The organism is Tabrizicola soli (genome assembly GCF_015999335.1).
In the GTDB taxonomy this organism is placed as follows: Bacteria; Pseudomonadota; Alphaproteobacteria; order Rhodobacterales; family Rhodobacteraceae; genus Tabrizicola; species Tabrizicola soli.
Genome location: NZ_JAEACP010000009.1, coordinates 173,563 through 196,911, shown reverse-complemented (window position 1 = coordinate 196,911; position 23,349 = coordinate 173,563). Strand labels below are relative to the sequence as shown.

Sequence of the window (23,349 nt, the reverse complement as noted above, 5' to 3'; positions counted from 1 at the left end):
GGCTGCAGTTCCTGACCGATGCCCAGATCGGGAAGGTGCTGCACAAGTACCGCAAGAGCCGCTCGACCGAGATCGCCGAGCGGCTGCTGGAGGAGCTGGCCCGGCTGGGCGACCCGGACCAGGACAATATCAGCTTCACCGTCATCAAGGTGAACGACGCCAGCACCCGCCCGAAACAGGACCTCGCCCGCCCCTCCATGGCCGTCGCCCGCCCCAAACGGCTGACAACACTCGCGACGGAACCGATCTTCGTCCACAAGCCGCCAAGGACGCTCGCCCCGCCCGCCGAGCCGCCGCAGCCCGAACCGCCGCCGCTGAAGGACGGCAAGGCCCGGGCCGAGGAGGCGCGGGCCACGCCGCGGCGGGTGGTGATCGAGACGGCGGAACCGGCGGACAAAGATCTGGGAGATCTCACACCTGTGCGCTTGCGGCCGAAGCGGGTGATCGTCATAAAGTAGGTCATGGCAGAAGCAGTCGGAGAAATGACGGTCGCGCAGCGGCTTGGTGTTCTTTTGGACCGGGGCCTGCTGGCTGCTGGCGGACCGGCGGAAGCGGCCGAGCGGTTGATCGAACGGCTGGAGCGCCCGGCGCGGGTGGCGCTTCTGGGCCTGCCCGGTGCAGGCAAGTCGGCGATCCTGAATCTGCTGGCCGGGACCGTGGTCGTGCCGGAGACGCTGCGGCTGCCGACGATCGTGGTGCAGCACGGGCCCCAGGCACGGATGATCTGCACTCTGGCCGACGGGCGCAACGAGGTGATCCCCGGCAGCAACCTGTCCGAGGTGCTGCATCTGGCCCCGGCGCTGGTGACGCTGGAGCTGGACCTGCCGGCGTTGAAGGTGATCACCCTGCTGGAGATCTCGGCCGGCCCGATGGAGGCCGAGCAGCGCCGCGCGACGGCCTGGGCGCAGAAGCGGGCGGATATCGTCATCTGGTGCACGACCTCCTACCTGCCGAAGGAGCAGGTGGTCTGGGAGGACATGCCGGATGTGATGAAGGACAACGGTTTCCTGTTCCTGACCAAGGTCGATCTCCTGGGCGGGCGCGAGGCGGCGCAGGGGATGCTGGAACGGGTGGAACTGCGCGCGGGCGAGGATTTCCGCCAGGTGCTGGCGATCTCGGCCAAGCAGGCGCGGCAGGCAATGCAGGCTCCGGGTGGGCTGGACCGCGACCTGTTCCGCGACAGCGGCGCGGGGGCGGTGATCACGGCGATCAAGACCCGGGTGCAGATGGCGCGGCAGGCCGACATGGACATGGCCGAGCTTCTGCTGGCCCGCCATGTCGAAGCCAGCGAAATGGTGGCGCGCCGCTTCGCCGAGGCGGGCGAGGCCCAGCCGCAGGACCGGGTTCCCCCGCCCGAGGATATCGCCGCGCCCGAAGCGGAGGAGCCGACCGTCGCGGCGGTGCCGGTTCCCCCGGAGCCGGTTCCCTCGGAGCCGGAAACGGTTTCGGAAATGCCCGAGCCTGCGCCGCTCACCGCTCCGGCAGCAGAGGCTGCGGCACCGAAAGAGGAGGCGCCTCGGTCGGAAGCCGCCCCTGACAGCGCACCGGACGAGGCGGGGCGCAGGCGGTTCGCGGACCGGATGAAGCAGGCGCCGGCGGAGGGGGCTCCGTCGCAGATGCCGCTGCGGACGACCTGGAAATCCAAGGCCGAGATGGCCGCACCGCCGCCTGCGCCAGAACCGGAGCCAGCACCGATGGCGGTACAGCCAGAGCCGGTGGTGGCCGAGCCGGAGCCCGAGTCGGAGCCGGAGCCAAGGCCGGTCCCTGAAGCCAAAGCCGCAATCGAACCCGAACCGACCCCTGCGCCCGAACCCGAAGCCGCAGCCGAACCCGTGCAGGTCGAAACGGATGAGCAACGGATCGCGCGGATGATCGCGGCGGCGGCGGCCATGGTCCAGCGCGCCCCGCACGAGCGGAAACCGCGCGACGGGATCCGGCCTTCGGCGCCACCTGCCGCCCCCGCGACCGAGGGCGGCGATACGCACCCCCGGCTGTTCGGCGCGCCCCGCCCGGGGCTGGAGCCCGGAACCCCCTTGCCTGACCTGTCCTCGCTGCGCGCCCGGCCGGAGGAGATGACCCCGCCGGAAGCAGCCGCCGAGGAGGAAGAGTCTCCCGTGGAGCCGCCCGAGCCTGCGCCGCCCCCGGCCGCCCGGCTGCGGGTGACGGAGAGAATCCCGCGCGAGCGGGTCGCGACGCCGCCGATCACCAATGTGCCGACCACGGCCCCGCACAAGGCTGGGCCGCCGCCACCCCGCGTCGCGCGTGAGCGCATCCCGGTCGCGCCGATCACCAATGTGCCGCAGCCGGGCAGCCCCGCGCCGGAGACCCCGCCGGCCGAGCCCGCGGCCTCGCGGCGGGAGCGGCCCCGGATTGCCGTCCGTCCCCCCGCAACGCCGGTGACGGCACCGGCCGCGCCCATGCCGGTCCCGGCCAGCGACCGGGGGGTGCTGGCCCAGGCGATCGACCTGATCGTCGCCCGCTCGGCCGAACTTGCGGCCGAGGTGGACCCCGAGGAGAAGGTGCCGGTCGACCTGGTGCTGGATCATGGCCGCGAGACGGTCGAGCGGCTGCAGGCGATCCTGTCGCGGGGCGCCTCGCCGGGGGTACGCCGAATCACCGGGGATCTTGGCGAGATCCAGGATCTCATCATGCTGATGCAGCTGGAGAAGGGGCATGCGCCTGCAGATGACGCGCTGACCCTGCTTCTGCAACTTAAGCGTGAATTGGAAACATTGGTCGCAGCTTGACCTTATTATTGACCGAAGAATCGTCTAAAACGTGCCCAATTGGGACCACTTTCCAAACTTATGTCATGATCGCGGGGACTTGCGGCTTTGCGTGTGCCATATAGGTGGTTCTGTACGGAATTGGTGGGGTGATCATGGGACTTGGCGCGGTAGTGCAAGATGATGATCCGGTTGCAGAACCCGGCGTTCCAGAGGTGCAGGAAACTCCGGCTCCCGCAGTTGCGCTGACGCGCAGCTTCCCGGGCCTGGGCCGGATTGCCGAGACGATCACTCGATTCGAGGATGTGCTGCGCGATTTCGTGACGATGTCGGACGCCGACACGTCGAAGAAGGTCACGCGCATCCAGCAGCAGGTGCGCGAGGTCGAGCCTTCGGTTACCGTGATCGGCCAGATCAAGGCGGGCAAGACCTCGCTGATCAACGCGATGATCGGGGCGCCCGGCCTGTTGCCGACCGACGTGAACCCCTGGACCTCGGTGGTGACGTCGCTGCACATCAACACCCCCACGCCCGAGCTGAACGTGCGGGCGAAGTTCAAGTTCTTCGACCATGCCGAATGGGACAAGCTGATCTCGAACGGCGGAAGGATCGGCCAGCTGGCGGCCCGCGCCGGTGCGGATGACGAGCTTGAGAAGCTGCGCCTGCAGGTCGTCGCCATGCGCGAGAAGGCGCAGGCGCGGCTGGGCCGCAAGTTCGAGCTGCTCTTGGGCACCGAACACCGCTATGGCACGGTCGATGACGCGCTTCTGCGCCGCTATGTCTGCGTTGGCGACGAGGATGCGGTGGGGGCGGACCAGGGGCGATTCACCGACATCACCAAGTCGGCCGACCTGTATATCGAGCGCGACGACATCCCGGTCATGCTGTGCGTGCGCGACACGCCCGGCGTGAACGACACCTTCATGATGCGCGAGCAGATCACGATCAACGCGGTCCGCGACAGCCGGTCCTGTATCGTCGTGCTCTCGGCGCACCAGGCGCTGACGACGATGGACATGGCGCTGATCCGCCTGATCGCGCACCGCCAGTCGCGCGAGATCATCATCTTCGTCAACCGGATCGACGAACTTCCCGACCCGGCGAACCAGGTGCCCGAGATCCACCGCGCGATCCTGGAGACGCTGGAGAAGAACAACGCGCCGCAGGACATCGACATCATCTACGGCTCGGCCCATTGGGCGAACGCCGTCCTGGAAGGCAAGATCGACGAGATGACCGACGACTCGACCGAGTCGGCGATCAACTGGACCCGCGCCGCCTTCGCCGACAAGATGGACGAATGGTCGGCCGAACAGCTGGTCTGGCATGCCTCGGGCGTGCCGGCGCTGCTGGATGCGCTGGGCCAGCGGATGTACGAGGGTCCGGTGCATGAGGCCCTGCAGAAATCGGCCCGGCAGGCGCTGAACCTGGCGCAAAGCCTGGACGTGGTGGACCAGGTCCGCATCCTGGAGTCGGATGGCCAGCTGAACCGGACCATGACGCCCGAGCAGCTGGACACCGAACTGCGCAAGATCGAGGCCGCGGCGGTCGAGAAGCTCACCGTGCTGACCGATTCCGCCTGCAAGGATTTCACCAACCGCATCGACCAGAGCTATGAACGCTTCCTGGACCGCGCGACCAACAGCCTGATCGAGCATCTGCAGACCAATGGCGAGGATGCGACCTGGCATTACAGCCCCCTGGGGCTGCGGATGCTGCTCAGCTCCAGCTATCAGGTCGTGCTGAAGAAGATGCACGGCATCGCGGCCGAGGTGAACAACGAGACCGCGGTCCGGATCGCCGAGCTTTACGGCAGGACCTTCTCGATCACCGTCGAGGGCTTCAAGATCGAGACGCCGGTCGTCTCCTACATCCCGCCGCCGATCAACCTGGGCCAGACCATCGCGCTGGACCTGCAGGTCAGCTGGTGGAAGGGCTGGTGGCAGCGCCGCCGGGGCTACAAGGCCTTTGCCCAGGATTTCAACAAGTTGATCCGGGCGGAAACCGACCCGATCATCAACGACCTGAAGACGATCCAGATCGGCCTGTTCCGCGAACGGACCCAGCATACCCTGCGCGACTTCCTGCAGGAACAGCGCGAGCTGCTGACAAGCGCGCTGGCCAGCTCGGAAATCTCGATGGAGGAGATGAAGGAGCTGTTCGGCGTGAACGCCTGGGAGGACCGGCAGGAATGCCTGGCCTCGATCATGGACGAACTTGGCGTCTATGCCGATTGAGCCCGGCCTGGACACGGAAGGATCCTGAAGCATGCCCCTCACCCGCAAACCCCGCCTCGCCATCATGGGCGAGTTCAGCTCGGGAAAGAGCACGCTCTGCAATGTGCTGATGGGCGCGCGGCCGCTGCTGGAGAAGGTGACGGCCACGCAGTTGCCGCCGGTCTGGCTCTCCTACGGGCCGGAGGATGCCTATACGATGGGGCTGGACGGGCAGGCCTACGAGCTGGACCTCGCCGATCTGGAGCGGGTCAGCCTGGAGACGACCGAGCATGTCCGCATCTTCATGAAGAGCGACATCCTGCGCTATGCCGACCTGATCGACATGCCGGGGATCAGCGACCCCTCGATGTCGCCCGAGGTCTGGGAGCGGATGGCGCATCTGGCCGATGGCGTCTTGTGGTGCACCCATGCGACCCAGGCCTGGCGGCAGTCGGAAAGCGGGGTCTGGAACAGCTTTCCGGCCGAGATGCGGCGGAACAGCCTGCTTCTGGTCACGCGCTTCGACAAGATCCTGGGCGACAGCGACAAGGCCAAGGTGCTGAAGCGGGTCCGGCAAGAGACCGGGGGGCTTTTCGCCGAAGTCTTCCCGATGTCGCTGATGCAGGCGATGACCGCCGGGGACGATGAGGCCAGGTGGCAGGACAGCGGCGCGCAGGACTTTACCGGCGCACTTTTCGACCTGATCCACCGCATCATCGACGAAGGCTATCCCGAGCCCGGCGAGGAAGGGATGCCGGCGGTCCGCCCGGATGACGCCGATACCGCCGAAGTCGGGCAAAGCCTGATCGCCCGCGCCTTCGAGCGGAAGATGGCGATCCGCAACACGCCGGTCGTGCGGATCGCCCCGCGCCGGGTGGCCAATACCGGCGAGCGCCTCTTGCGGACCGAGCGGCCGACGGCCGAATCCGGGCCGACGGTGGTGTCCTTCTCGGACATGCTTGCCACCGCTGCCAAGGGCGTGTGACGGGTGGCGGTCAGCGACCATCTTGGCGCCGTGGTGAAAGCCTATCCGCAGGCGCGGATCGTGGCCTTTGCCGACCTGTCCTCGCGGATGGTGCTGGCCAGCCATGGCAATCAGGCAGTGACGCAGGAGAAGCTGGACGCGCTGTGCGAACAGGCGCGGATCGCCTTTGACGATCCGCTGTTCTCGCTGTCGGTCGAAGCCTTCGGCGAACCTCATGCCGCGGTGGTCATGGCGCTGGACGGGGTGCAGGTCTTCCTGCGCTCGGAAAGCGAGCCGGCCGATGCGCTGGTCTGTGTCTGCGATCAGACCATTGACCTTCCCGGATTTGTGGCGAAGATCCGTGAAACACTAGAGAAGATCACGGCCGGCACATGACGGCAGCTGGATCTGGCCTGAACCGGACACGAGATTGAACAGGGGCACCCTTCCGATCGTGGCGCGCCTGACGGCGTTGCAGACGCCTGCACGGCTTGCGCCCGGCGGGGCGCGCGTGGTTGCCGAAATCGGCCATCGCAACCCCCTGGCGGCCATCCTGCGCGAGGTGAACGAGACCATCCTCGCCCGGTCGCTGTGCTTTGAATCCGGTTCCGGCAGCAGCCTGACGCTGGAGGTCGCGGGCCGCCGCGTGCTGCGCCTGACCGGCGCGACCGGACTTGCCGGGGCCGAGACCTGCCTGGCCGCGCCGGTGCTGGAGGATGAGCACAAGGATGCGCTGATCAAGCTTCTGCAGGCCCTGGCCGCGCAGCGCAGCGAGTTGCGGGTGATGTCCGCCCCCCCTGGGCGCGGGTCGGACGGGGTCAGCGTCGGCCTGCCGGTGGCCCTTCTGGCGGATCTCTGCCTGATCGAGTTGAACGATGCCGGAGAGGCCGAGGAGCCGGAGCCCGTGGCAGAGCCGCCCGAACCCGCAACCGGGGTCGAGATCGAAGCCGGGGATGAGGCTTTCCTTGTGCGCTTTGCCGCGCGCATGGGCCCGACGCTGGCGGCCTGGCTGATTTCCGGCGGCAGCCGGGACGGGAAAAGCGACGGACCCGAGGAGATGGTCTCGCATCTGCGCGGCTTCCTTGACGACGAGAGCGAGAGCATCGCGCGCCAGCTGGACCTGGTCTCGATGGTTCCGGCCGGGCCGGTTTGCATCGCACTGGGCGCCGCGCTGAGCGAGGGGCACGGCATCCTCTGCGCCCGCGCCGAGGGCGGCACGCTGCTTGGCGTGATCGAGGGCGACGCGACCCAGAGCCTGCTGACCGCCTGGAACGCGGCCCGCGGCTAGGTCCGGCGCTTGCCGGCGGGGTCGAACTCGAACATGCGCTCGCGGTGCAGGGTCAGGTGCACCGTTTCATCGACGCTGTAGTCGTGTTCGCCGAACAGCCGCACCGTCAGCATCCCGTGCTGCGGGTGGCGGGCGTAGACCAGGGTCTCGCCGCCCAGCTTCTCGATATGGCTGACCGTGGCCGGAATCTCGCCGGTGCCGCGCGAGATCGTCAGATGCTCGGGCCGGATGCCGACCCTGCCCGGCGCAAGGCCCAGCGCGGTGGCGTCCAGGAAGTTCATCTGCGGACTGCCGATGAAGCCCGCGACGAAGGTGTTGGCCGGGTTGTTGTACAGCTCCATCGGGCTGCCGACCTGCTCGATCCGCCCCTGGCGCATCACGACGATGCGGTGGGCCAGGGTCATCGCCTCGATCTGGTCGTGGGTGACATAGATCATCGTGGTCTTCAACTCGCGGTGGAGGCGCGCGATCTCGATCCGGGTCGCCACCCGCAGCGCCGCGTCCAGGTTCGAGAGCGGCTCGTCGAAGAGGAACAGCTTGGGGCGCCGGACGATGGCGCGGCCGATCGCGACGCGCTGGCGCTGGCCGCCGGACAGCTCGGCCGGGCGGCGGTCCATCAGCGGCTCAAGCTCCAGCATCGCGGCGGCGCGGTCGGTGGCGGCCGTGATCTCGGACCGCGAGGCCCCGGCCTGTTTCAGCGCCAGGCCCATGTTGTCGCGCACGCTGAGATGCGGGTAAAGCGCATAGGTCTGGAACACCATCGCCAACTCGCGCCGGGCCGGGGCAAGATCGTTGACCCGCCGCCCGTCCAGCAGGATATCGCCGCCGGTCGTGTCCTCCAGCCCGGCGATCATCCGCAGAAGGGTGGACTTGCCGCAACCCGAGGGACCGACGAAGACGCAGAATTCACCGGCGTTCACGGTCAGGTCGACACCCTTGATCACCTCGGTCTTGCCGAAGTTCTTGGTGACGCCTCTCAGTTCCAGTGCGCCCATGGCACCCCCTACAGTTTCACGGGCTTGCCGGAGCGGACGCTTTCGTCGGCGGCAAGACAGATGGCAAGCGACTGGACGGCATCTTCCATGTGCCGGGTCAGGTCGAGGTCCTCGGTGATCGCGCGGGCGACAAAGGCCTGCTCGCGCTCGCACAACTCCTGGTGGCCGGGTTCGTCGGCCATCGACAGGTCCTGGTCGGGCTGGCCGACGCGGTGGACCCGGATGGTCTGGGTGGCGGTGTGGGTCGAGTGGTCATCCGACCGGGCACTCTCCGGCATCTTGATCGACACCGCGCCCTTCGGGCTGACCACGTCCTTCACGAAGAAGGCGGTGTCGGACATCATCGGACCCCAGCCCGCCTCGTACCAGCCGACGCTCCCGTCATCGAACAGCACCTGGAAATGGCCGTAGTTGTACATATCGGGCGCGATTTCATCGCTCAGGCGCAAACCCATGCCGCGCACCTCGACCGGCCGGGCGTCGGTAATCTGGCACATGACGTCGACATAGTGCACCCCGCAATCGACCAGCGGCGAGGTGGTCCGCATCAGGGTCTTGTGGACCTCCCATGTCGGACCCGAGGACTGCTGGTTCAGGTTCAGGCGAAAGACATAGGGCCCACCCAAGCTGCGCGCCTCGGCGATCAGGCGCATCCAGCTGGGGTGGTGGCGCAGGATATAGCCGACGACGACCTTCTTGCCGTTCGCCTTTGCGCAATCCACCACCCGTCGGGCGTCCTTCACGGTTGTCGCGAGGGGCTTTTCGACAAAGACATGCGCCCCGGCCTCAATCGCGGCCACCGCATAGTCGGCGTGGCTGTCGGAATAGGTCGAGACGTTCACGAGGTCCGGCTTCAGCCGGTCTAGGGCCGCGTGGAAATCGGGCTCGATGGCGTAGCCGTCCAGCGCCGGGTCCAGCCGGGGGGTCGAGCGGTTGACGAGGCCCACCAGATCGAAGGCCGGGTTGCGGTGATAGGCCAGGGCATGGCTGCGGCCCATGGTGCCCAGACCGGCGACCATGACACGGATCATTTGACGGCTCCTGCGGTGATCCCGCGGATCAGCTGCCGCGAGAAGATGAGGTAGAGGACCAGCACCGGCACGATGGCCAGCGACAGGGCGGCGAGGACGGCGTTCCAGTTGGTGACGAACTGCCCGATGAAGACCTGCGCGCCAAGGGTGACGGTCTTGGTATCCTCCGCCGGGGCCAGGATCAGCGGGAACCAGAGGTCGTTCCAGATCGGGATCATGGTGAAGACCGCGACCGTCGCCATGGCGGGGCGGACCAGCGGCAGGACCAGGCTGAAGAAGATCCGGTACTCGGACAGCCCGTCGATCCGCCCGGCGTTCTTCAGGTCGTCCGAGACCGACTTCATGAACTCGGCCAGGATGAAGATCGCGAGCGGCAGGCCCTGCGCCGTATAGACCAGGATCAGCGCGGTCAGGGTGTTCACCAGCCCCGAGGCGACCATCATCTCGAGGATCGCCACCGTTCCCAGCCGGATCGGGATCATGATCCCCAGCGCCAGGTACAGCCCCATCAGCGTATTGCCCCGGAAACGGTATTCCGACAGGGCAAAGGCCGCCATGGCCCCGAACAGGAGGACACAGAACAGGCTGGCGACGGTGACGATCAGGCTGTTCTGAAAATACAGGAAGAAGTCGCCCTGGTGCAGCACGGTCCTGTAGCCCACCAGGTCGAAGCTGCCGGGCAGGGGCAGGCCCAGGGGATCGGCGAAGATCGCCTTGCGCGACTTGAAGCTGTTGATGACGATGACGAAGACCGGGAACAGCGCGATCAGCGTATAGGCCAGCAGCACCGCATGGGCGGCGATCGTCCGTCCGGTGGAAGCGCGCGCCTTCATCAGAACTGGTACCTCCGCAGACGGGTCTGGATGCCGAACAGGTAGATGCAGACTCCGATCAGGATGATCCCGAACATCGCCGTGGCGATGGCCGAGCCCATGTAGGGATCGCCCAGTTGCAACTGGAAGCCGAAGAAGGTGCGGTAGAGGAAGGTGCCCAGGATGTCGGTGCTGAAATCCGGCCCGGCCAGCGCGCCCTGCGCGACATAGATCAGGTCGAAGGCGTTGAAGTTGCCGACGAAGGTCAGGATCGAGATGATGCCGACCGATGGCAGGATCAGCGGCAGCTTGATCCTCCAGAACTGCGACCAGCCGGTGATCCCGTCCATCTCGGCCGCCTCGATCACCCCGTCGGGGATCGACAGCAGCGCGGCATAGATCAGCATCATCGGGATGCCGACGAACTGCCAGACCGAGACCAGCGCCAGCGCGGTGAGGGCGTATTCCTCCTTGCCCAGCCAGGGCGCGAACAGGAATTTCAGGCCTACCGCATCCAGCATCCCCGGCGCGATGCCCCAGATCGGCGAGAGGATCAGCTTCCAGACGAAGCCGACGATCACGAAGCTGAGAATGGTGGGGATGAAGATCGCGGTGCGGTAGAACCCGGCCATCCGCAGGCGTGGGGTGGACAGGATCGCGGCCAGCGCGATGCCGATCGGGTTCTGGACCAGCATATGGATCACGAAGAACCAGGTGTTGTTGCCCAGCGCGTTCCAGAAGGCATCCGACCAGACCGCATCGCCGAAGAGCGTGGCGAAGTTGCGCAACCCCACAAAGATCCGGGCGCCGGTCGCGTCGTGGTTCATCAGCGACTGCGCCAACGTCCCGAACAGGGGAACGATCATCAGCGCGGTGTAGACCAGCACAGCCGGGGCCAGGAACACGGCAATATGCCAGCGCACGGGCTTACGCGAAGCCAATGTTCGTCCCCTTTCATCTTTGTGGAAATATCCCGCGGGGGGTCCGGGGGGCGCGAAGCCCCCCGGTTCCGCCGGTTCAGCTTACTTCTGCGGCTCGTACCACGAGGCCAGGCCGTCCTGCAGGCGCTTGGCGGCATCCTCGGGCGTCTCGGTGCCCTTGATGACGTTGGCGCTGGCGTTCCAGGTCTCGTTCTCGAGGTTCGGCGTGCCGCGCGACAGGATCTGGTAGGTCGAGCGGATCGTCGACTGGCACTTCTCACGCCAGGACACGAATTCCTGCGCCAGCGGGTCCGTCATCTCGACCGGGGTGGAGTTCAGGCTGAAGAAACCCGGCAGGGCGTTGGCGTAAAGCGTCGCGAATTCGGGCGTGCCGACCCATTCCAGGAAGGTCCTGGCCGCCTCGGCGTTCGGCGATTTGGCGTTCATGCCGATGGCGATATCCGTGTGGTCCGAAATATAGCAGGTGTCCCCGGCAGCGGCGACCGGCGGCGGGAAGGCGCCCATCTTGAACCCGGCTTGGGTGTTGAAGCCCGAGATCTCCCACGATCCTGCCGGGTAGATCGCAGCGCGGCCGAGGGTGAACAGGTTCTGGCTGTCGGGATAGGTCTGCGCCTCGAACCCGTCGCCGAGGTAGTCCTTCCACTTCGCCAGCTCGCGGTAGGGGGCCACCCAGCCCTCATCCGTCAGCTTCTGCTCGCCCTTGATCAGGGCCAGGCGGCCTTCCTCGCCCTTCCAGTAGTTCGGCCCGATGTTCTGATAGCCCATCGTGGCGGCTTCCCACTGGTCGTTGGTGCCCATCGCCATCGGGATATAGGTGCCGTCGGCCTTGATCTTGTCCAGCGCGGCGTAGAATTCCTCGTTCGTGGTGGGGACGGCGATGCCTAGCGCCTCGAAGGCGTCGGCATTGTAGATGAAGCCGTGAATGACCGAGGCCATCGGCACGCAGAAGGTGGCGGCGCCGTCATCGGTCTGCCAGGCGGATTTGGCCACCGGCGAGAAATTGGCCATCGCGGCAAGATCGGTCAGGTCGGCAAGGTTGCCCTGGTTGAAAAGCTCGAGGCTGGCGTCGAAGGGGCGGCAGGTGATCAGGTCACCGGCCGAGCCCGCCTGCAGCTTGGAGTTCAGCACGGCGTTGTATTCCGCCGGGGCCGAGGGGGAAAAGACCACCTTGATGCCGGGATGCGCGGCCTCGAACGCGGGGATGATGGTGTCCTGCCAGATGGTCAGGTCGTCGTTGCGCCAGCTTTCGATGGTCAGCGTCACGTCCTGCGCAAAGGCGGCGCTGCCCAGCAAGGTGCTGGTCAGAAGGGCCAGTTTAAGCGTCTTGGTCATCGCAATCTCCCTGTAGAGGCTTTCGCCAGTTGGTATTCTTCAGCTTTTCATGGCCTTGGCAAGGATGCCGCCTGCGGCGGCCAGCCGCGCCCCGGCGCTTTCGGGCGAGGCGCCGCGCGCCACCAGAACGGCCGGTTTCACCGCGCCCCGGGTGCGGTTCAACGCGACCCGGGCGATCCCGGTATCCACCCCCGCCACCCGCGCCACGATCCGGGCCGCGCGGTCGCGCAGCTTGGCATTGTCGGCGACCAGGTTGACCATCATCCCGTCGTGGACATGGCCCAGTTCCACCCCGACCAGCACCGAGACCAGGTTCATCGCCACCTTCTGCGCCGTGGCCGCCCCCAGCCGGGTCGAGCCCGCCACGATCTCGGCCCCGGTCTCCAGCAGCACCGGGACGTCGGCCGCCTGCAAGAGGGGCGAACCGGGGACATTGGCGATCCCCACCACCTTCGCCCCGGCCTTCGCCGCACCGGCGGCCACCGCCAGCGTATAGGGCGTCGTGCCCGAGGCCGAGACGGCGATCAGCACATCGCCCACGCCCAGATCCGCGCGCGCCAGGTCGGCGGCGGCCAGCGCGGGGTCGTCCTCGACCCCGCCGGTCATCTTCAGCAGCGCCTCCGCGCCGCCCGCGAACAGCATCGGCGTCCGTTCCGCCGGGATGCCGAAGGTCCCCAGCATCTCCAGGCAGTCGGCCAGCGCCATCAGGCCCGAGGAACCGGCCCCGGCATAGGCCAGCTTGCCTCCGGCACGCAGGGTCTGGGCCGCGATCCGTGCGGCCGCGGCAAGCTGCGGCAGCGCGGGGCCCACCGCCGCCAGAGCGGCCTGCTGCGCCGCCAGCGCGCGCGACAGCACCTGCTCCGGAGGGGCAAGATGCAGCCCCTCGGCCATCGGATGCAGCGCCTCGGTCGGACGGTCGGCCATGTGATTCCCCCTCGGGGTCAACAATGCCAAACTGATACCACTTGTAAAGCGTGTTCTTGTCTTCGTCATATTTTCTCGCTTTTTCGACCGTTTCCAGTTATCGCTTTCCAAATGGTCTTGTTTTGGTATTCTTTTCGCGAAAGGGATTCGCATGGGCTTCTTCTTGGGCATAGACGGCGGGGGAACCGGCTGCCGCGCGGCGGTGGCGGATGCGTCCGGCCGTGTGCTGGGCGAGGGGGTTGCAGGCCCGGCAAACATCGCCAGCGACCTTGCGGGGGCGCGGGACAACATCCTCGCCGCCACGACAGAGGCGCTGACCCGTGCGCTCGGCGTCGGGGCTGTCGCGGCCGAACTGCCCGCGCTTTCCGCTGGTCTTGGCCTGGCCGGGGCCAATGCCGCAGGCAGGGCCGAGGCGCTGCGCCGCGCCCTGCCCTTCGCCCGGATCAAGTTGGAAACCGACGCGATTGCCGCCGTGAAGGGCGCCCTGGCCGACCGGGACGGGATCGTCGCGGCGCTTGGCACCGGGTCGGTCTTTGCCGCGCAGGCCGGGGGCCGGATCCGCCAGGTCGGCGGCTGGGGCCTGGTGCTGGGGGATGAGGGCAGCGGGGCCTGGTTGGGACGCGAGGTCCTGCGGCAGGCGCTGCTGGCGGCGGACGGGTTCCGCGCCGGAACGCCGCTTCTGGACGCGGTGTTGAAGAGCCACGGCGGGACCGAGGGCGTGATCGCCTTCTCGCTGGCCGCCCGCCCGGCGGATTTCGCACGACTGGCGCCGGAGGTTCTGGCCGCAGACGATCCCATCGCGCACGAACTTGTCGCCATCGCGACTGCCGATGTCGCCCGGGCGGTCCATGTCCTGCAGCGGGACCCGCCCTTGCCGGTGACCTTCATCGGCGGGCTGGGGCCAAGCTATGCCGCGCGCCTGGGAAACCGCTGGGCGATCCGCCCGGCGCAGGGTTCGGCCCTGGACGGCGCGCTGATCCTGGCGCGGGAGGCGGCGTGATGGAGGAGATGTTCTCGCCCGAAGGCTTCGCGACCGGCGCCGGGCCGCTTTATCTGCAGCTGCAACGCCGGATCGCCGATGCGATGACGCGGGGCGTGCTGCCCCCCGGCGCCAGCCTGCCCGCCGAACGCGACATCGCGGCGATGACCGGCCTGTCGCGGGTGACCGTGCGAAAGGCGATCGAGGCGCTGGTGGCACAGGGCGCGCTGGTGCAGCGGCGCGGCTCGGGCACCTTCGTCGCGCCCAGGGTGGAGCGGCTGGAGCAGGCGCTCTCGCTCCTCACCTCGTTCACCGAGGACATGGCCCGGCGCGGCAAGTCGGTGGAATCCTTCTGGATCAGCCGTTCGGTCCAGTCGCCGACGCCCGAGGAGGTGATGGCGCTTGGCCTTGGCGCGGGCGACCGCGTGGCCCGGCTGGAACGGGTGCGCCGCTCGGACGGGGTGCCGCTGGCGATCGAGCGGGCCTCGCTCTCGACCCAGGTGCTGCCGGACCCGGACCAGGTCGGAACCTCGCTTTACGCCTGGCTGGAGACCAGGGGCCAGCGCCCGGTCCGTGCCGTGCAACGCATCTCGGCGGCCAACCTCGGCCCCCGCGACGCCGAGCTGCTGGGCGTTACCGCCGGTGCGGCGGGGCTGCGGATCGAGCGGATCGGCTATCTGGCGAATGGCCGCGTGGTGGAATTCACCCGCTCGCTCTACCGTGGCGATGCCTATGATTTTGCCGTCGAACTGAAACTTGCCCCCGATACGGAAAGGGCCCCCGGATGACCCAGTCGCACATGGCCCGCGAAGTGGCCGAGATCCCCGAGGCCGCGCGCCGCTTCCTCTCGCTTTCGGCCGAGGCCACGGCCCGCGCCGCCCAGGCGATGCGGGCGACCGACCCCGAGCTGGTCGTGACCGTCGCGCGCGGCTCTTCGGATCATGCGGCGACCTACCTGAAATACGCGATCGAGCTTGCGGCCGGGGTGCCCGTCGCCTCGGTCGGCCCGTCGCTGGCCTCGATCTACCGCCGCCCCTTGCGGATGGGGCGCGCAGCCTGCATCGGCATCTCGCAATCCGGGCAGGGTCCGGACACTGTCGAGATGATGCGCGCGGCCGCTGATGGCGGCGCGCTGACCGTGGCGATCACCAACCATGCCGACAGCCCGCTGGCCCAGTCCTCGGCGCATTGCCTGGCCCTGCGCGCGGGGGTGGAGCAGAGCGTGGCGGCGACCAAGACCTTCGTCGCCTCGGTCCTCGCCGGGCTGGCGCTCTTGGCCGAGTGGCAGGAGGATGCCGAGCTGCATGCTGCCGTGGCGGGGCTGCCCGACGCCTTCGCGCAGGCGCTGACGATGGACTGGTCCCCGCTCGCCGCCCGGCTGGCGCGGGCGCAGTCGCTGTTCGTGCTGGGGCGTGGCCCCGCCTTTGCCATCGCCTGCGAGGCCGCGCTGAAGTTCAAGGAGACCTGCGGCCTGCATGCCGAAAGCTTCTCGGCCGCCGAGGTGATGCATGGCCCCTCGGCCATCGTGCAGGCGCAGTTCCCGGTGCTGGCGCTGGGGGTGCAGGACGCCGCCCTGCCCCGGCTGGCCGAGACCGCGGCCCGGCTGGTGGCGCAGGGCGCGGATGTGTTCCTGACCGGGGCCGAGGTCGAGGGCGCGGTGCTGCTGCCCTCGGTGGGCGAGTTGCACCCGCTTTGCGCGCCGCTGGTCCTGACCGTGTCGTTCTACGCCTTCATCGAGGCCTTGGCCCGCCGCCGCGGCTTTGACCCCGACCTGCCCCCGCATCTGCGCAAGGTGACGCAAACGGTATGACAGCCCAGCTTTTCACCGGCGCCTCGGTCTTTGACGGCACGCGGATGCTGCCTGGCCCCCTGCGGGTCGAGGACGGGACCGTCACCGGCCCCGGTCCGGGCGAGGAGGTCCGGCTGGACGGCGGCTTCCTTGCGCCCGGCTTTCTGGACCTGCAGGTCAACGGCGCGGGCGGGCGGATGCTGGATGGCTCCTGTACCGCCGACTGGCTGGCCGGGATGTGCGGGATCCACGCGCGGCTGGGCGCGACCGGCATCCTGCCCACGCTGATCACCGACACGCCCGAGGCGACGGCCCGCGTCCTTGCCGCCGGAGCCGAGGCCGCCCGGCGTGGCGTCCCCGGCTTCCTGGGTCTGCATCTCGAGGGTCCACATCTGGACCCGCGCCGCAAGGGCGCGCATGACCCGGCGTTGATCCGGCCGATGACCGAGGCGGACCTTCTGGCGCTGCTGGAGGTGCGGGCCCGTCTGCCGTCGCTGATGGTGACGCTTGCGCCGGCCGGCGCGACCGCCGAACAGATCGCGCGGCTGGCCGGGGCCGGGGTGATCGTCAGCCTTGGCCATTCCGACTGCACCCATGCCGAAGCGGAGGCCGCCGTCGCCGCCGGGGCCTCCTGCGCCACGCATCTCTTCAACGCGATGAGCCAGCTTGGCAACCGCGAGCCGGGTCTCGTCGGCGCGGCGCTGACCTCTCCGATCCACGCCGGGCTGATCGCCGACGGCATCCATGTCGCCGCTCCGGCGATGCGCATCGCCATGGCCGCCAGCGACCGGCTGTTCCTGGTCTCGGACGCCATGGCCCCGGCCGGCAGCGACATCACCGAATTCACCCTGAACGGCCGCCGCATCCTGCGCCGCGACGGGCGGTTGACGCTGGAGGACGGCACCCTGGCCGGGGCCGACCTGACCCTGCCGCAGGCGGTCGGGGTGATGCTGCGCCTTGGCACCCCGCCTGAGGTGGCGCTGGCCATGGCGACTTCGCGCCCTGCCGCCTGCCTGGGGCGTGGCGACCGGCTGGGCCACCTTCTGCCGGGCCGCGCGGCCGACATGGTGCACCTCGGCCCGGACGGCAGCCTGTGTGGCGTCTGGCGGGGCGGAGAGCGGCTGCGGTGAATTGTGGCCCGGTCGCGGCCTTCCGTTAAAATCCAAGCGGTTAAGCCGGCATAAAGGCTGGGATGCTATTCCTGTTCCCGGGTGTGTAATTGGGTGATGTGGGATGGCAGGGCCAGGCAATGGCGCGCCGGTCATCATCAAGCGGAAGAAAGTCGTCGCGGGCGGCGGTCACCATGGCGGGGCCTGGAAAGTGGCCTATGCCGACTTCGTGACGGCCATGATGGCATTCTTCCTGTTGATGTGGCTGTTGAACGCGACGACGGAAAAGCAGCGCAAGGGGATTTCGGACTACTTCAATCCCACAATCCCGGTGAACCGCATCTCGGGCGGGGGCGACGGCGCCTTCGGCGGGGACAGCGTCTTTGCCGAAGAGACGATGGCCCATACCGGCACCGGCGCGATGGATCGCGAGACCTCGACCGCGACCGACACCGGGGTCTCCGGCCGGGGCGCCGGCGGGGCGGAGGCCGAGCTCGAGGATGTGGAAAAGGCGTTGCTGGCGCGGGGCGGCGAAAGCAACACGATGCAGCAGCTTCTGCGCCATGTCGTGACCCGCGTCACCGACGAGGGGCTGGTGATCGAGATCTTCGATCTTCCCGAAGCGCCGCTGTTCGAGGGCGAATCGGCCGATCCCGCGCCCGTCACCAGGTCGATCGCGGCGCTTCTGGCCGAAGTGCTGAACCTGACCACCAACGAGATCGCGGTAAGCGGCCATCTGCGCGCCCTGCCGGTGACGCTGATCGACAACCCGGTCTGGGACCTTTCGGCGGATCGCGCGCAGGCGACGCGGGGGCTCCTGGAAACGGCGGGACTCGACCCGGCACGGATGCAGCGCGTCTCGGGCTATGCCGACCGCAAGCCTGCGGTGACCGAACCGGCCGACCCGCGCAACAACCGGATCGAGATCATCCTTCTGCGCCGCGACCGCTAAGGGAATCCGTCGAATTTTATCCGTTAGGCCATTGTTAAGCGCCGCTGATGCACCTTCGCCCCCATCAGGGTCGAAGCTGCAGAAAGGCGCTTTCCAATGACGATCTCTTCCTCGCTGTCCGCAGGCGTGGCCGGCCTGAATGCCAATGCGACGCGGCTGGCGTCGATCTCCGACAACATCGCGAACTCGTCGACCTACGGCTACAAGCGCGCCTCGACCGATTTCGCGAACATGGTCATCACCTCGGCCCGGGGTTCGGGCACCTATTCCGCCGGCGGCGTCCGCGCCACCACCGTCCGCCTGATCGAGGAGCGGGGGGATCTCGTCGGCACCGGCAATGCGCTGGACATCGCCATCGCCGGGCGCGGCATGTTACCCGTCATCAACGAGGTGTCGCTGGGCAACGCGCTATCCGACACGCCGATGCTGATGACGCGGACCGGCGGCTTCCGCACCGATGCGGACGGCGTCCTGAAGACCGATTCGGGCCTAGTCCTCCTGGGCTGGCCGGCCGACGCCGATGGCACGATGCCGTCTTTCGCGCGCGACACGATCTCCAGCCTGGTGCCGATCGTGATCAACACCAACCAGACGGCGGGCGACCCGACCACGACGATGAACCTGGGCGTGAACCTGCCGGCGACCTATACGCTCGCCGGAAACACCGCAGTCCCGCCGCCCTTGTCGGTGGAATATTTCGGCAACCTCGGCACCTCCGAATCGCTGGAGGTCACCTTCGTCCCCGTGGTTCCGGCAACCGGCCGCTCGAACCAGTGGACGATGGAGATCCGCGATTCCGCCCAGGGCGGGGCTTTGATCGGTGAATATGGGCTGACCTTCGACGATTCGCGCGGTGCGGGGGGTACGCTGGCCTCGGTCACGGTGATCTCGGGCGGGGCCTACAACCCGGCGGACGGCACACTGGCGCTGACCGTGGCAGGCGGACCGCTGTCGGTGGGCATCGGCAAGACGGGCGACCCGAACGGGCTGACCCAGCTCTCGGACAACTTCACCCCGGTGCAGATCACCAAGAACGGCTCGCCCGTCGGCAACCTGACCACGGTCGAGGTCGACGAGAAAGGCTATCTGAACGCGACCTACGACACCGGCTTCACCCGGCGGCTCTACCAGATCCCGATCGTCGACGTCCCGAACCCGAACGGGCTTCTGTCGATGTCGAACATGACCTACCAGGTCTCGCCCGATTCCGGCTCCTTCTACCTCTGGGATGCCGGCAGCGGGCCCACCGGCTCGATCCAGGGCTATTCGCGCGAGGGGTCCAAGACCGATGTCGCGGCCGAGCTGACCAACCTGATCCAGACGCAGCGCGCCTATTCCTCCAATGCCAAGGTCATCCAGACCGTGGACGAGATGCTGCAGGAAACCACCAACATCAAACGGTAACCGGCCATGAGCATCACCTCCGCCCTGTCCAGCGCGCTTTCCGGCCTGACCGCCGCGTCCCGGCGGGCCGAGGTCCTGTCATCGAACGTGGCCAATGCCGCGACCCCCGGCTACGCCCGGCGCGAGGTCGGGCTGCGCGCGGCGGTCCTTGCCGGGACCGGGCAGGGGGTCTCGGTCACCGGGATCAGCCGGGATGTGGACAAGTCGCTCCTCGCCAACCGGCGGCTGGCGCAGGCGGGGGATGGCGACCGCAACACCCGGGCGAGCTTCCTGGCCGGGGTCGAGCAGGCTTTCGGCACGCCCGACAGCCTGGGCTCGCTCGCGGCGCGGCTCGCCGCCTTCGACTCCGCCCTGGTCGAGGCTGCGGGCCGCCCCGACTCGCAGGCGCGGCTGGCCAATGTGCTGACGGCGGCAAAGGGGCTGGTCTCGGGCCTTGCCCTGGCCACCCGCGACATCCAGACCGCGCGCGAAACCGCCGACCGCCAGATCGCCGACCAGGTGGGGCTTCTGAACTCCACGCTGGAAAAGGTGCATGTCCTGAACACCGAGTTGCGGTCGTTCACCGGCACGGGCCGCGATGTCTCGGCGCTTCTGGACGAAAGGCAGCGGCTGGTCGACACGATCTCGACCATCGTGCCCCTGCGCGAGGTCGAGCGCGAGGGCAACCAGATCGCGCTGTTCACCACCGGCGGCGCGCCCTTGCTGGAGGGGAACCGGGTCGAGATCGGCTTCACCCCGGTCCACGCCATCACGCCCGACATGAGCCAGGCCCTCGGCGGGCTATCGGGGATCACGATCAACGGGCGGCCGTATGATACGTCGGGCGCGGCCAGCCCGATCCTCGGCGGCTCGCTCGGGGCGCTGTTTGCAGTGCGGGACGAGCTTGCGACCGGCGCCCAGGGCAGGCTGGACGCGGTGGCCCGCGATCTGGTGGAGCGGTTTGCGGCTGCGGGCCTCGACCCGAGCACGACGCCGGGCGCGCCGGGCCTGTTCACCGACGCCGGCGCGCCCTTCCTGGCCGCCGACGAGGTGGGGCTGGCGGGCCGCCTGCAGGTCAATGCGACCGCCGACCCCGAGCAGGGCGGGGCGCTTCACCGGCTGCGGGACGGGCTTGGCGCGACGGTCGAAGGGCCTCCGGGCGACGCGACCTTGCTGAAGGCCCTGCATGGCGCCCTTGTCGGCTCGCGGCCGCTCTCCTCGGCCGCGCTGCCTGCCGGCTCGCGCAGCCTTGCGACCCTCACCGCCGAGGTCCTCTCCGACGCTTCCGCCCGGCGGCTTTCCGGCCAGTCGGACCAGGCCTTCGCTTCGGCGCGGCTGACCGCGCTGACCGACCTCGAGGCGCAGAACGGCATCGATACCGACCGGGAGATGCAGGAGCTTCTGACCATTGAAAAGCACTATGCGGCCAATGCCCGCGTGATCCAGACGGCAGACCAGATGATCGACATCCTGATGAGGTTGGGAGAATGAGCCGGATTTCCCTGGGCGATGCCAGCCTGACCAATATCCTCGCCCGCCAGGGCACGCAGCTGCGCGCGCAGATCCAGCGGACCGCCAATGAGGTCGCCAGCGGCCGCCAAGGCGACCTCGGCCAGGCGCTTCGCGGCGATTTCTCACCGCTTCTGGCGGTGGACGCCAGCCTGGCGCGGTTGAAATCCTTTGCCGGAAACACGGCCGAGGCCGCGTTCCAGACCGCGGCCCAGCAATCCGCGCTTGCCGGTCTATCCGGGCTGGCGGCCGACCTTGGCGCCTCGCTCCTGCGTTCGAAGGACATGGCGACCGCGGCCCAGGTCGGTCTGTTCGGGGCCGATGCACGGGGGCGTCTCGCCAGCGCAGTGGGCCTCGTGAACGCCGAGGCGGGGGGGCGGGCGGTCTTTGCCGGCACCGCGACCGGCACGCCGCCACTCGGCCCGGCCGAGGACATGCTCACCGCGCTGGAGACCGCGGCGGCGGGCGCGACCAATGCGGGCCAGGTGGCCGATGCGGTCGCGACCTGGTTCTCCGACCCTGCCGGCTATGCGGCCTTCTATCAGGGGGGCGGTCCGCTGTCGCCCAGCCCGATCACCTCTGGCGAGATCGCGGATCTTGCGACCACCGCGCTTGACCCGGCGATCCGCGACACGCTGCACGGCTTTGCCCTGGCCGCGCTTCTGGACCGTGGCGTGCTGGGCAGCAACCATGTGGAGCGGGCCGATCTGGCGCAGCGGGCGGGCGGGCTGCTGCAAGGCTCGCAGGACTCGCGGGTCGATCTGGCGGCGCGGATCGGCATGGTCGAGGCCAAGATCGAATCCGCCGCCGTCCGCAACTCAGCCGAGGAAACGGCGCTTGGCATCCTGCGCTCCGAGACCGGGGCGGCCGATCCCTATGAGGCCGCCACCCGGCTCGAGGAGCTGCGCGGACAGCTGGAATCGCTCTATCTCGTCACCGCCCGCGTCTCGCGGCTCAGCCTTGTGGACTATCTGCGATGATCCGCCTCCTTCTTGCGCTGCTCCTCTTCACCGCCGCCGCCTGGGGCGAACCGATCCGCATCAAGGACCTGGTGGAGTTCGACGGGGTGCGGGGCAACGATCTGGTGGGCTACGGGCTGGTCGTGGGGCTGAACGGCACCGGCGACGGCATCCGCAACGCGCCCTTCACCGAGGAGATCATGGCCAACCTGCTGGAGCGGCTGGGGGCGAATGTCACGGGCGAGGAGTTCCGGCCGAAGAACGTGGCCGCCGTCTTCGTGACAGCAGAGCTGCCGCCCTTCGCCCGGTCGGGGGGGCGGATCGACGTGACGGTCTCGGCGATCGGCGACGCGAAAAGCCTCTTGGGCGGCACATTGGTGATGACGCCCCTCAACGGCGCGGACGGGCAGATCTATGCGGTGGCGCAGGGCACGATCATCGCCGGCGGCATCTCGGCCGAGGGCGAGGCGGCAAGGGTGGTGCAGGGCGTGCCGACCGCCGGGGTCATCCCCTCGGGCGCGCGGGTCGAGCGCGAGGTGGAATTCGATTTCTCCGGCCTGTCGAACCTGCGTCTGGCGCTGAAATCGGCGGATTTCACCACGGCCGAGCGGATCGAGCGGGCGGTGAACGCCGATTTCGGCCGCCGGGTCGCGGTGATGCAGGATGCGGGCACGGTGGCGGTGGACATCGGGGCGGCGGGAATGCGCTCGCCCGCGCATGTGATCAGCCGGATCGAGGGCATCCTGGTCGAGCCGGAGACGCGGGCCCGGGTGGTGGTGGACCAGCGGTCGGGGACGATCGTGATGGGGGCCGACGTACGGATCAGCCGGGTCGCGGTGGCGCAGGGGAACCTGACGCTGCGGGTCGAGGAAAGCCCGCTGGTCGTCCAGCCCAACCCGTTCAGCGAGGGCGCGACGGTGGTGGTGCCCCGGTCCAGCGCCTCGATCGGGACGGATGGGACCGGGCTGGCCGAGGTCAGGGGCGGGACCGACCTGGCCGAAGTGGTGGCGGGGCTGAACGCGCTGGGGGTGGCTCCGCATGACATGATCGACATCCTGAAAAGCATCAACGCAGCCGGGGCGCTGCATGCGGAGTTCGTGGTCAACTGAGATCTGGACACGCGTGACCAGCCGTGCTGATGCAACAGGATCAAAGGGTTGCAGAACCCGATTAACGAACTGGAAAGATTTGGGTTCCGGTCCGCAAAGGGCTTGGGCGAAGGACCTGGGGCGGGCCGGTGGGATAGCCGCAAGGGCGAGCCTTCCCCATGGACGGCCCCACACCTGCACTTGCGGGCGGCCAACCCCTCCTGGCGATCCTCGGCGGCGGTGGGGTAGCGCCTTGGCTACCGGATCCCGGACGGATGGTCTGCGAGTGGCGTCGAAGCGGTTCGCCTCCGCCGAACGGCCGGCACTTGCGCCGGTGGATGGCCTATCCCTC

At 68.4% G+C, this 23,349-nt stretch carries 20 protein-coding genes and 1 pseudogene; 15 read left to right on the top strand and 6 right to left on the bottom strand.

The window, feature by feature from the left end; genetic code table 11:
- The 6 genes and pseudogenes from I7S92_RS10400 to I7S92_RS10375 form a co-directional block, all read left to right on the top strand.
- Nucleotides 1-458 (top strand): annotated as a pseudogene (locus I7S92_RS10400) (hypothetical protein); the annotation flags it as partial.
- Between the two features lie 24 nt (nucleotides 459-482).
- Nucleotides 483-2,747 carry a P-loop NTPase family protein gene (locus I7S92_RS10395; RefSeq protein ID WP_197643666.1) on the top strand — a complete coding sequence of 755 codons (2,265 nt, stop codon included), beginning with the start codon at nucleotides 483-485 and terminating at the stop codon, nucleotides 2,745-2,747.
- A gap of 194 nt (nucleotides 2,748-2,941) precedes the next feature.
- The gene (locus I7S92_RS10390; protein ID WP_197643664.1) at nucleotides 2,942-4,963 is read left to right on the top strand and encodes a dynamin family protein; all 2,022 of its coding nucleotides are present in this window, start codon (nucleotides 2,942-2,944) and stop codon (nucleotides 4,961-4,963) included.
- Nucleotides 4,964-4,994: 31 nt separating this feature from the next.
- The gene (locus tag I7S92_RS10385) at nucleotides 4,995-5,927 is read left to right on the top strand and encodes a dynamin family protein (protein ID WP_197643662.1); all 933 of its coding nucleotides are present in this window, start codon (nucleotides 4,995-4,997) and stop codon (nucleotides 5,925-5,927) included.
- Nucleotides 5,928-5,930: 3 nt separating this feature from the next.
- Nucleotides 5,931-6,302, top strand: a complete 372-nt coding sequence (locus tag I7S92_RS10380; protein ID WP_197643660.1) for a hypothetical protein — start codon at nucleotides 5,931-5,933, stop codon at nucleotides 6,300-6,302.
- A gap of 34 nt (nucleotides 6,303-6,336) precedes the next feature.
- Entirely contained in the window at nucleotides 6,337-7,194 is an 858-nt protein-coding gene (locus I7S92_RS10375; protein WP_197643658.1) for a hypothetical protein, read from the top strand.
- Here I7S92_RS10375 and I7S92_RS10370 read toward each other — a convergent pair.
- The 6 genes from I7S92_RS10370 to I7S92_RS10345 form a co-directional block, all read right to left on the bottom strand.
- Nucleotides 7,191-8,189, bottom strand: a complete 999-nt coding sequence (locus I7S92_RS10370; RefSeq protein WP_197643656.1) for an ABC transporter ATP-binding protein — start codon at nucleotides 8,187-8,189, stop codon at nucleotides 7,191-7,193. The genes I7S92_RS10375 and I7S92_RS10370 overlap by 4 nt on opposite strands.
- Before the next feature lie 8 nt (nucleotides 8,190-8,197).
- Nucleotides 8,198-9,220, bottom strand: coding sequence for a Gfo/Idh/MocA family protein (locus tag I7S92_RS10365; RefSeq protein WP_197643654.1), 1,023 nt, complete (start codon nucleotides 9,218-9,220; stop codon nucleotides 8,198-8,200).
- Entirely contained in the window at nucleotides 9,217-10,053 is an 837-nt protein-coding gene (locus I7S92_RS10360; RefSeq protein ID WP_386003797.1) for a carbohydrate ABC transporter permease, read from the bottom strand. The genes I7S92_RS10365 and I7S92_RS10360 overlap by 4 nt, the downstream gene beginning before the upstream one ends.
- Nucleotides 10,053-10,973 carry a carbohydrate ABC transporter permease gene (locus tag I7S92_RS10355; protein WP_197643652.1) on the bottom strand — a complete coding sequence of 307 codons (921 nt, stop codon included), beginning with the start codon at nucleotides 10,971-10,973 and terminating at the stop codon, nucleotides 10,053-10,055. Before I7S92_RS10355 ends, I7S92_RS10360 begins: the two co-directional genes overlap by 1 nt.
- Before the next feature lie 81 nt (nucleotides 10,974-11,054).
- The gene (locus I7S92_RS10350) at nucleotides 11,055-12,305 is read right to left on the bottom strand and encodes an ABC transporter substrate-binding protein (protein WP_197643650.1); all 1,251 of its coding nucleotides are present in this window, start codon (nucleotides 12,303-12,305) and stop codon (nucleotides 11,055-11,057) included.
- A gap of 39 nt (nucleotides 12,306-12,344) precedes the next feature.
- Nucleotides 12,345-13,229, bottom strand: coding sequence for an N-acetylmuramic acid 6-phosphate etherase (locus I7S92_RS10345; RefSeq protein ID WP_197643647.1), 885 nt, complete (start codon nucleotides 13,227-13,229; stop codon nucleotides 12,345-12,347).
- Between the two features lie 151 nt (nucleotides 13,230-13,380).
- On the opposite strand from I7S92_RS10345, the gene I7S92_RS10340 reads away from it, so the two are divergent.
- From I7S92_RS10340 to I7S92_RS10300, 9 genes are all read left to right on the top strand, one after another.
- Nucleotides 13,381-14,229 carry a glucosamine kinase nucleotide-binding domain-containing protein gene (locus tag I7S92_RS10340; RefSeq protein WP_197643645.1) on the top strand — a complete coding sequence of 283 codons (849 nt, stop codon included), beginning with the start codon at nucleotides 13,381-13,383 and terminating at the stop codon, nucleotides 14,227-14,229.
- On the top strand, nucleotides 14,229-14,996 hold the full coding sequence (locus tag I7S92_RS10335; RefSeq protein ID WP_197643644.1) for a GntR family transcriptional regulator: 768 nt from the start codon (nucleotides 14,229-14,231) through the stop codon (nucleotides 14,994-14,996). The genes I7S92_RS10340 and I7S92_RS10335 overlap by 1 nt, the downstream gene beginning before the upstream one ends.
- Entirely contained in the window at nucleotides 14,993-16,018 is a 1,026-nt protein-coding gene (locus I7S92_RS10330) for an SIS domain-containing protein (protein WP_197643642.1), read from the top strand. The genes I7S92_RS10335 and I7S92_RS10330 overlap by 4 nt, the downstream gene beginning before the upstream one ends.
- Nucleotides 16,015-17,127, top strand: a complete 1,113-nt coding sequence (gene nagA, locus I7S92_RS10325) for an N-acetylglucosamine-6-phosphate deacetylase (protein WP_197643640.1) — start codon at nucleotides 16,015-16,017, stop codon at nucleotides 17,125-17,127. Before I7S92_RS10330 ends, nagA begins: the two co-directional genes overlap by 4 nt.
- 103 nt (nucleotides 17,128-17,230) lie before the next feature.
- On the top strand, nucleotides 17,231-18,058 hold the full coding sequence (locus tag I7S92_RS10320) for a flagellar motor protein MotB (RefSeq protein WP_197643638.1): 828 nt from the start codon (nucleotides 17,231-17,233) through the stop codon (nucleotides 18,056-18,058).
- A 96-nt stretch (nucleotides 18,059-18,154) separates the two neighbouring features.
- A complete protein-coding gene (locus tag I7S92_RS10315; RefSeq protein ID WP_197643636.1) occupies nucleotides 18,155-19,462 on the top strand; it encodes a flagellar hook protein FlgE in 1,308 nt (435 codons plus the stop codon).
- 6 nt (nucleotides 19,463-19,468) lie between these two features.
- The gene (flgK, locus tag I7S92_RS10310; RefSeq protein ID WP_197643634.1) at nucleotides 19,469-20,932 is read left to right on the top strand and encodes a flagellar hook-associated protein FlgK; all 1,464 of its coding nucleotides are present in this window, start codon (nucleotides 19,469-19,471) and stop codon (nucleotides 20,930-20,932) included.
- Nucleotides 20,929-21,930, top strand: a complete 1,002-nt coding sequence (locus I7S92_RS10305; RefSeq protein WP_197643632.1) for a flagellin family protein — start codon at nucleotides 20,929-20,931, stop codon at nucleotides 21,928-21,930. Before flgK ends, I7S92_RS10305 begins: the two co-directional genes overlap by 4 nt.
- A complete protein-coding gene (locus tag I7S92_RS10300) occupies nucleotides 21,927-23,018 on the top strand; it encodes a flagellar basal body P-ring protein FlgI (RefSeq protein ID WP_197643630.1) in 1,092 nt (363 codons plus the stop codon). The genes I7S92_RS10305 and I7S92_RS10300 overlap by 4 nt, the downstream gene beginning before the upstream one ends.
- Nucleotides 23,019-23,349 lie beyond the last annotated feature (331 nt).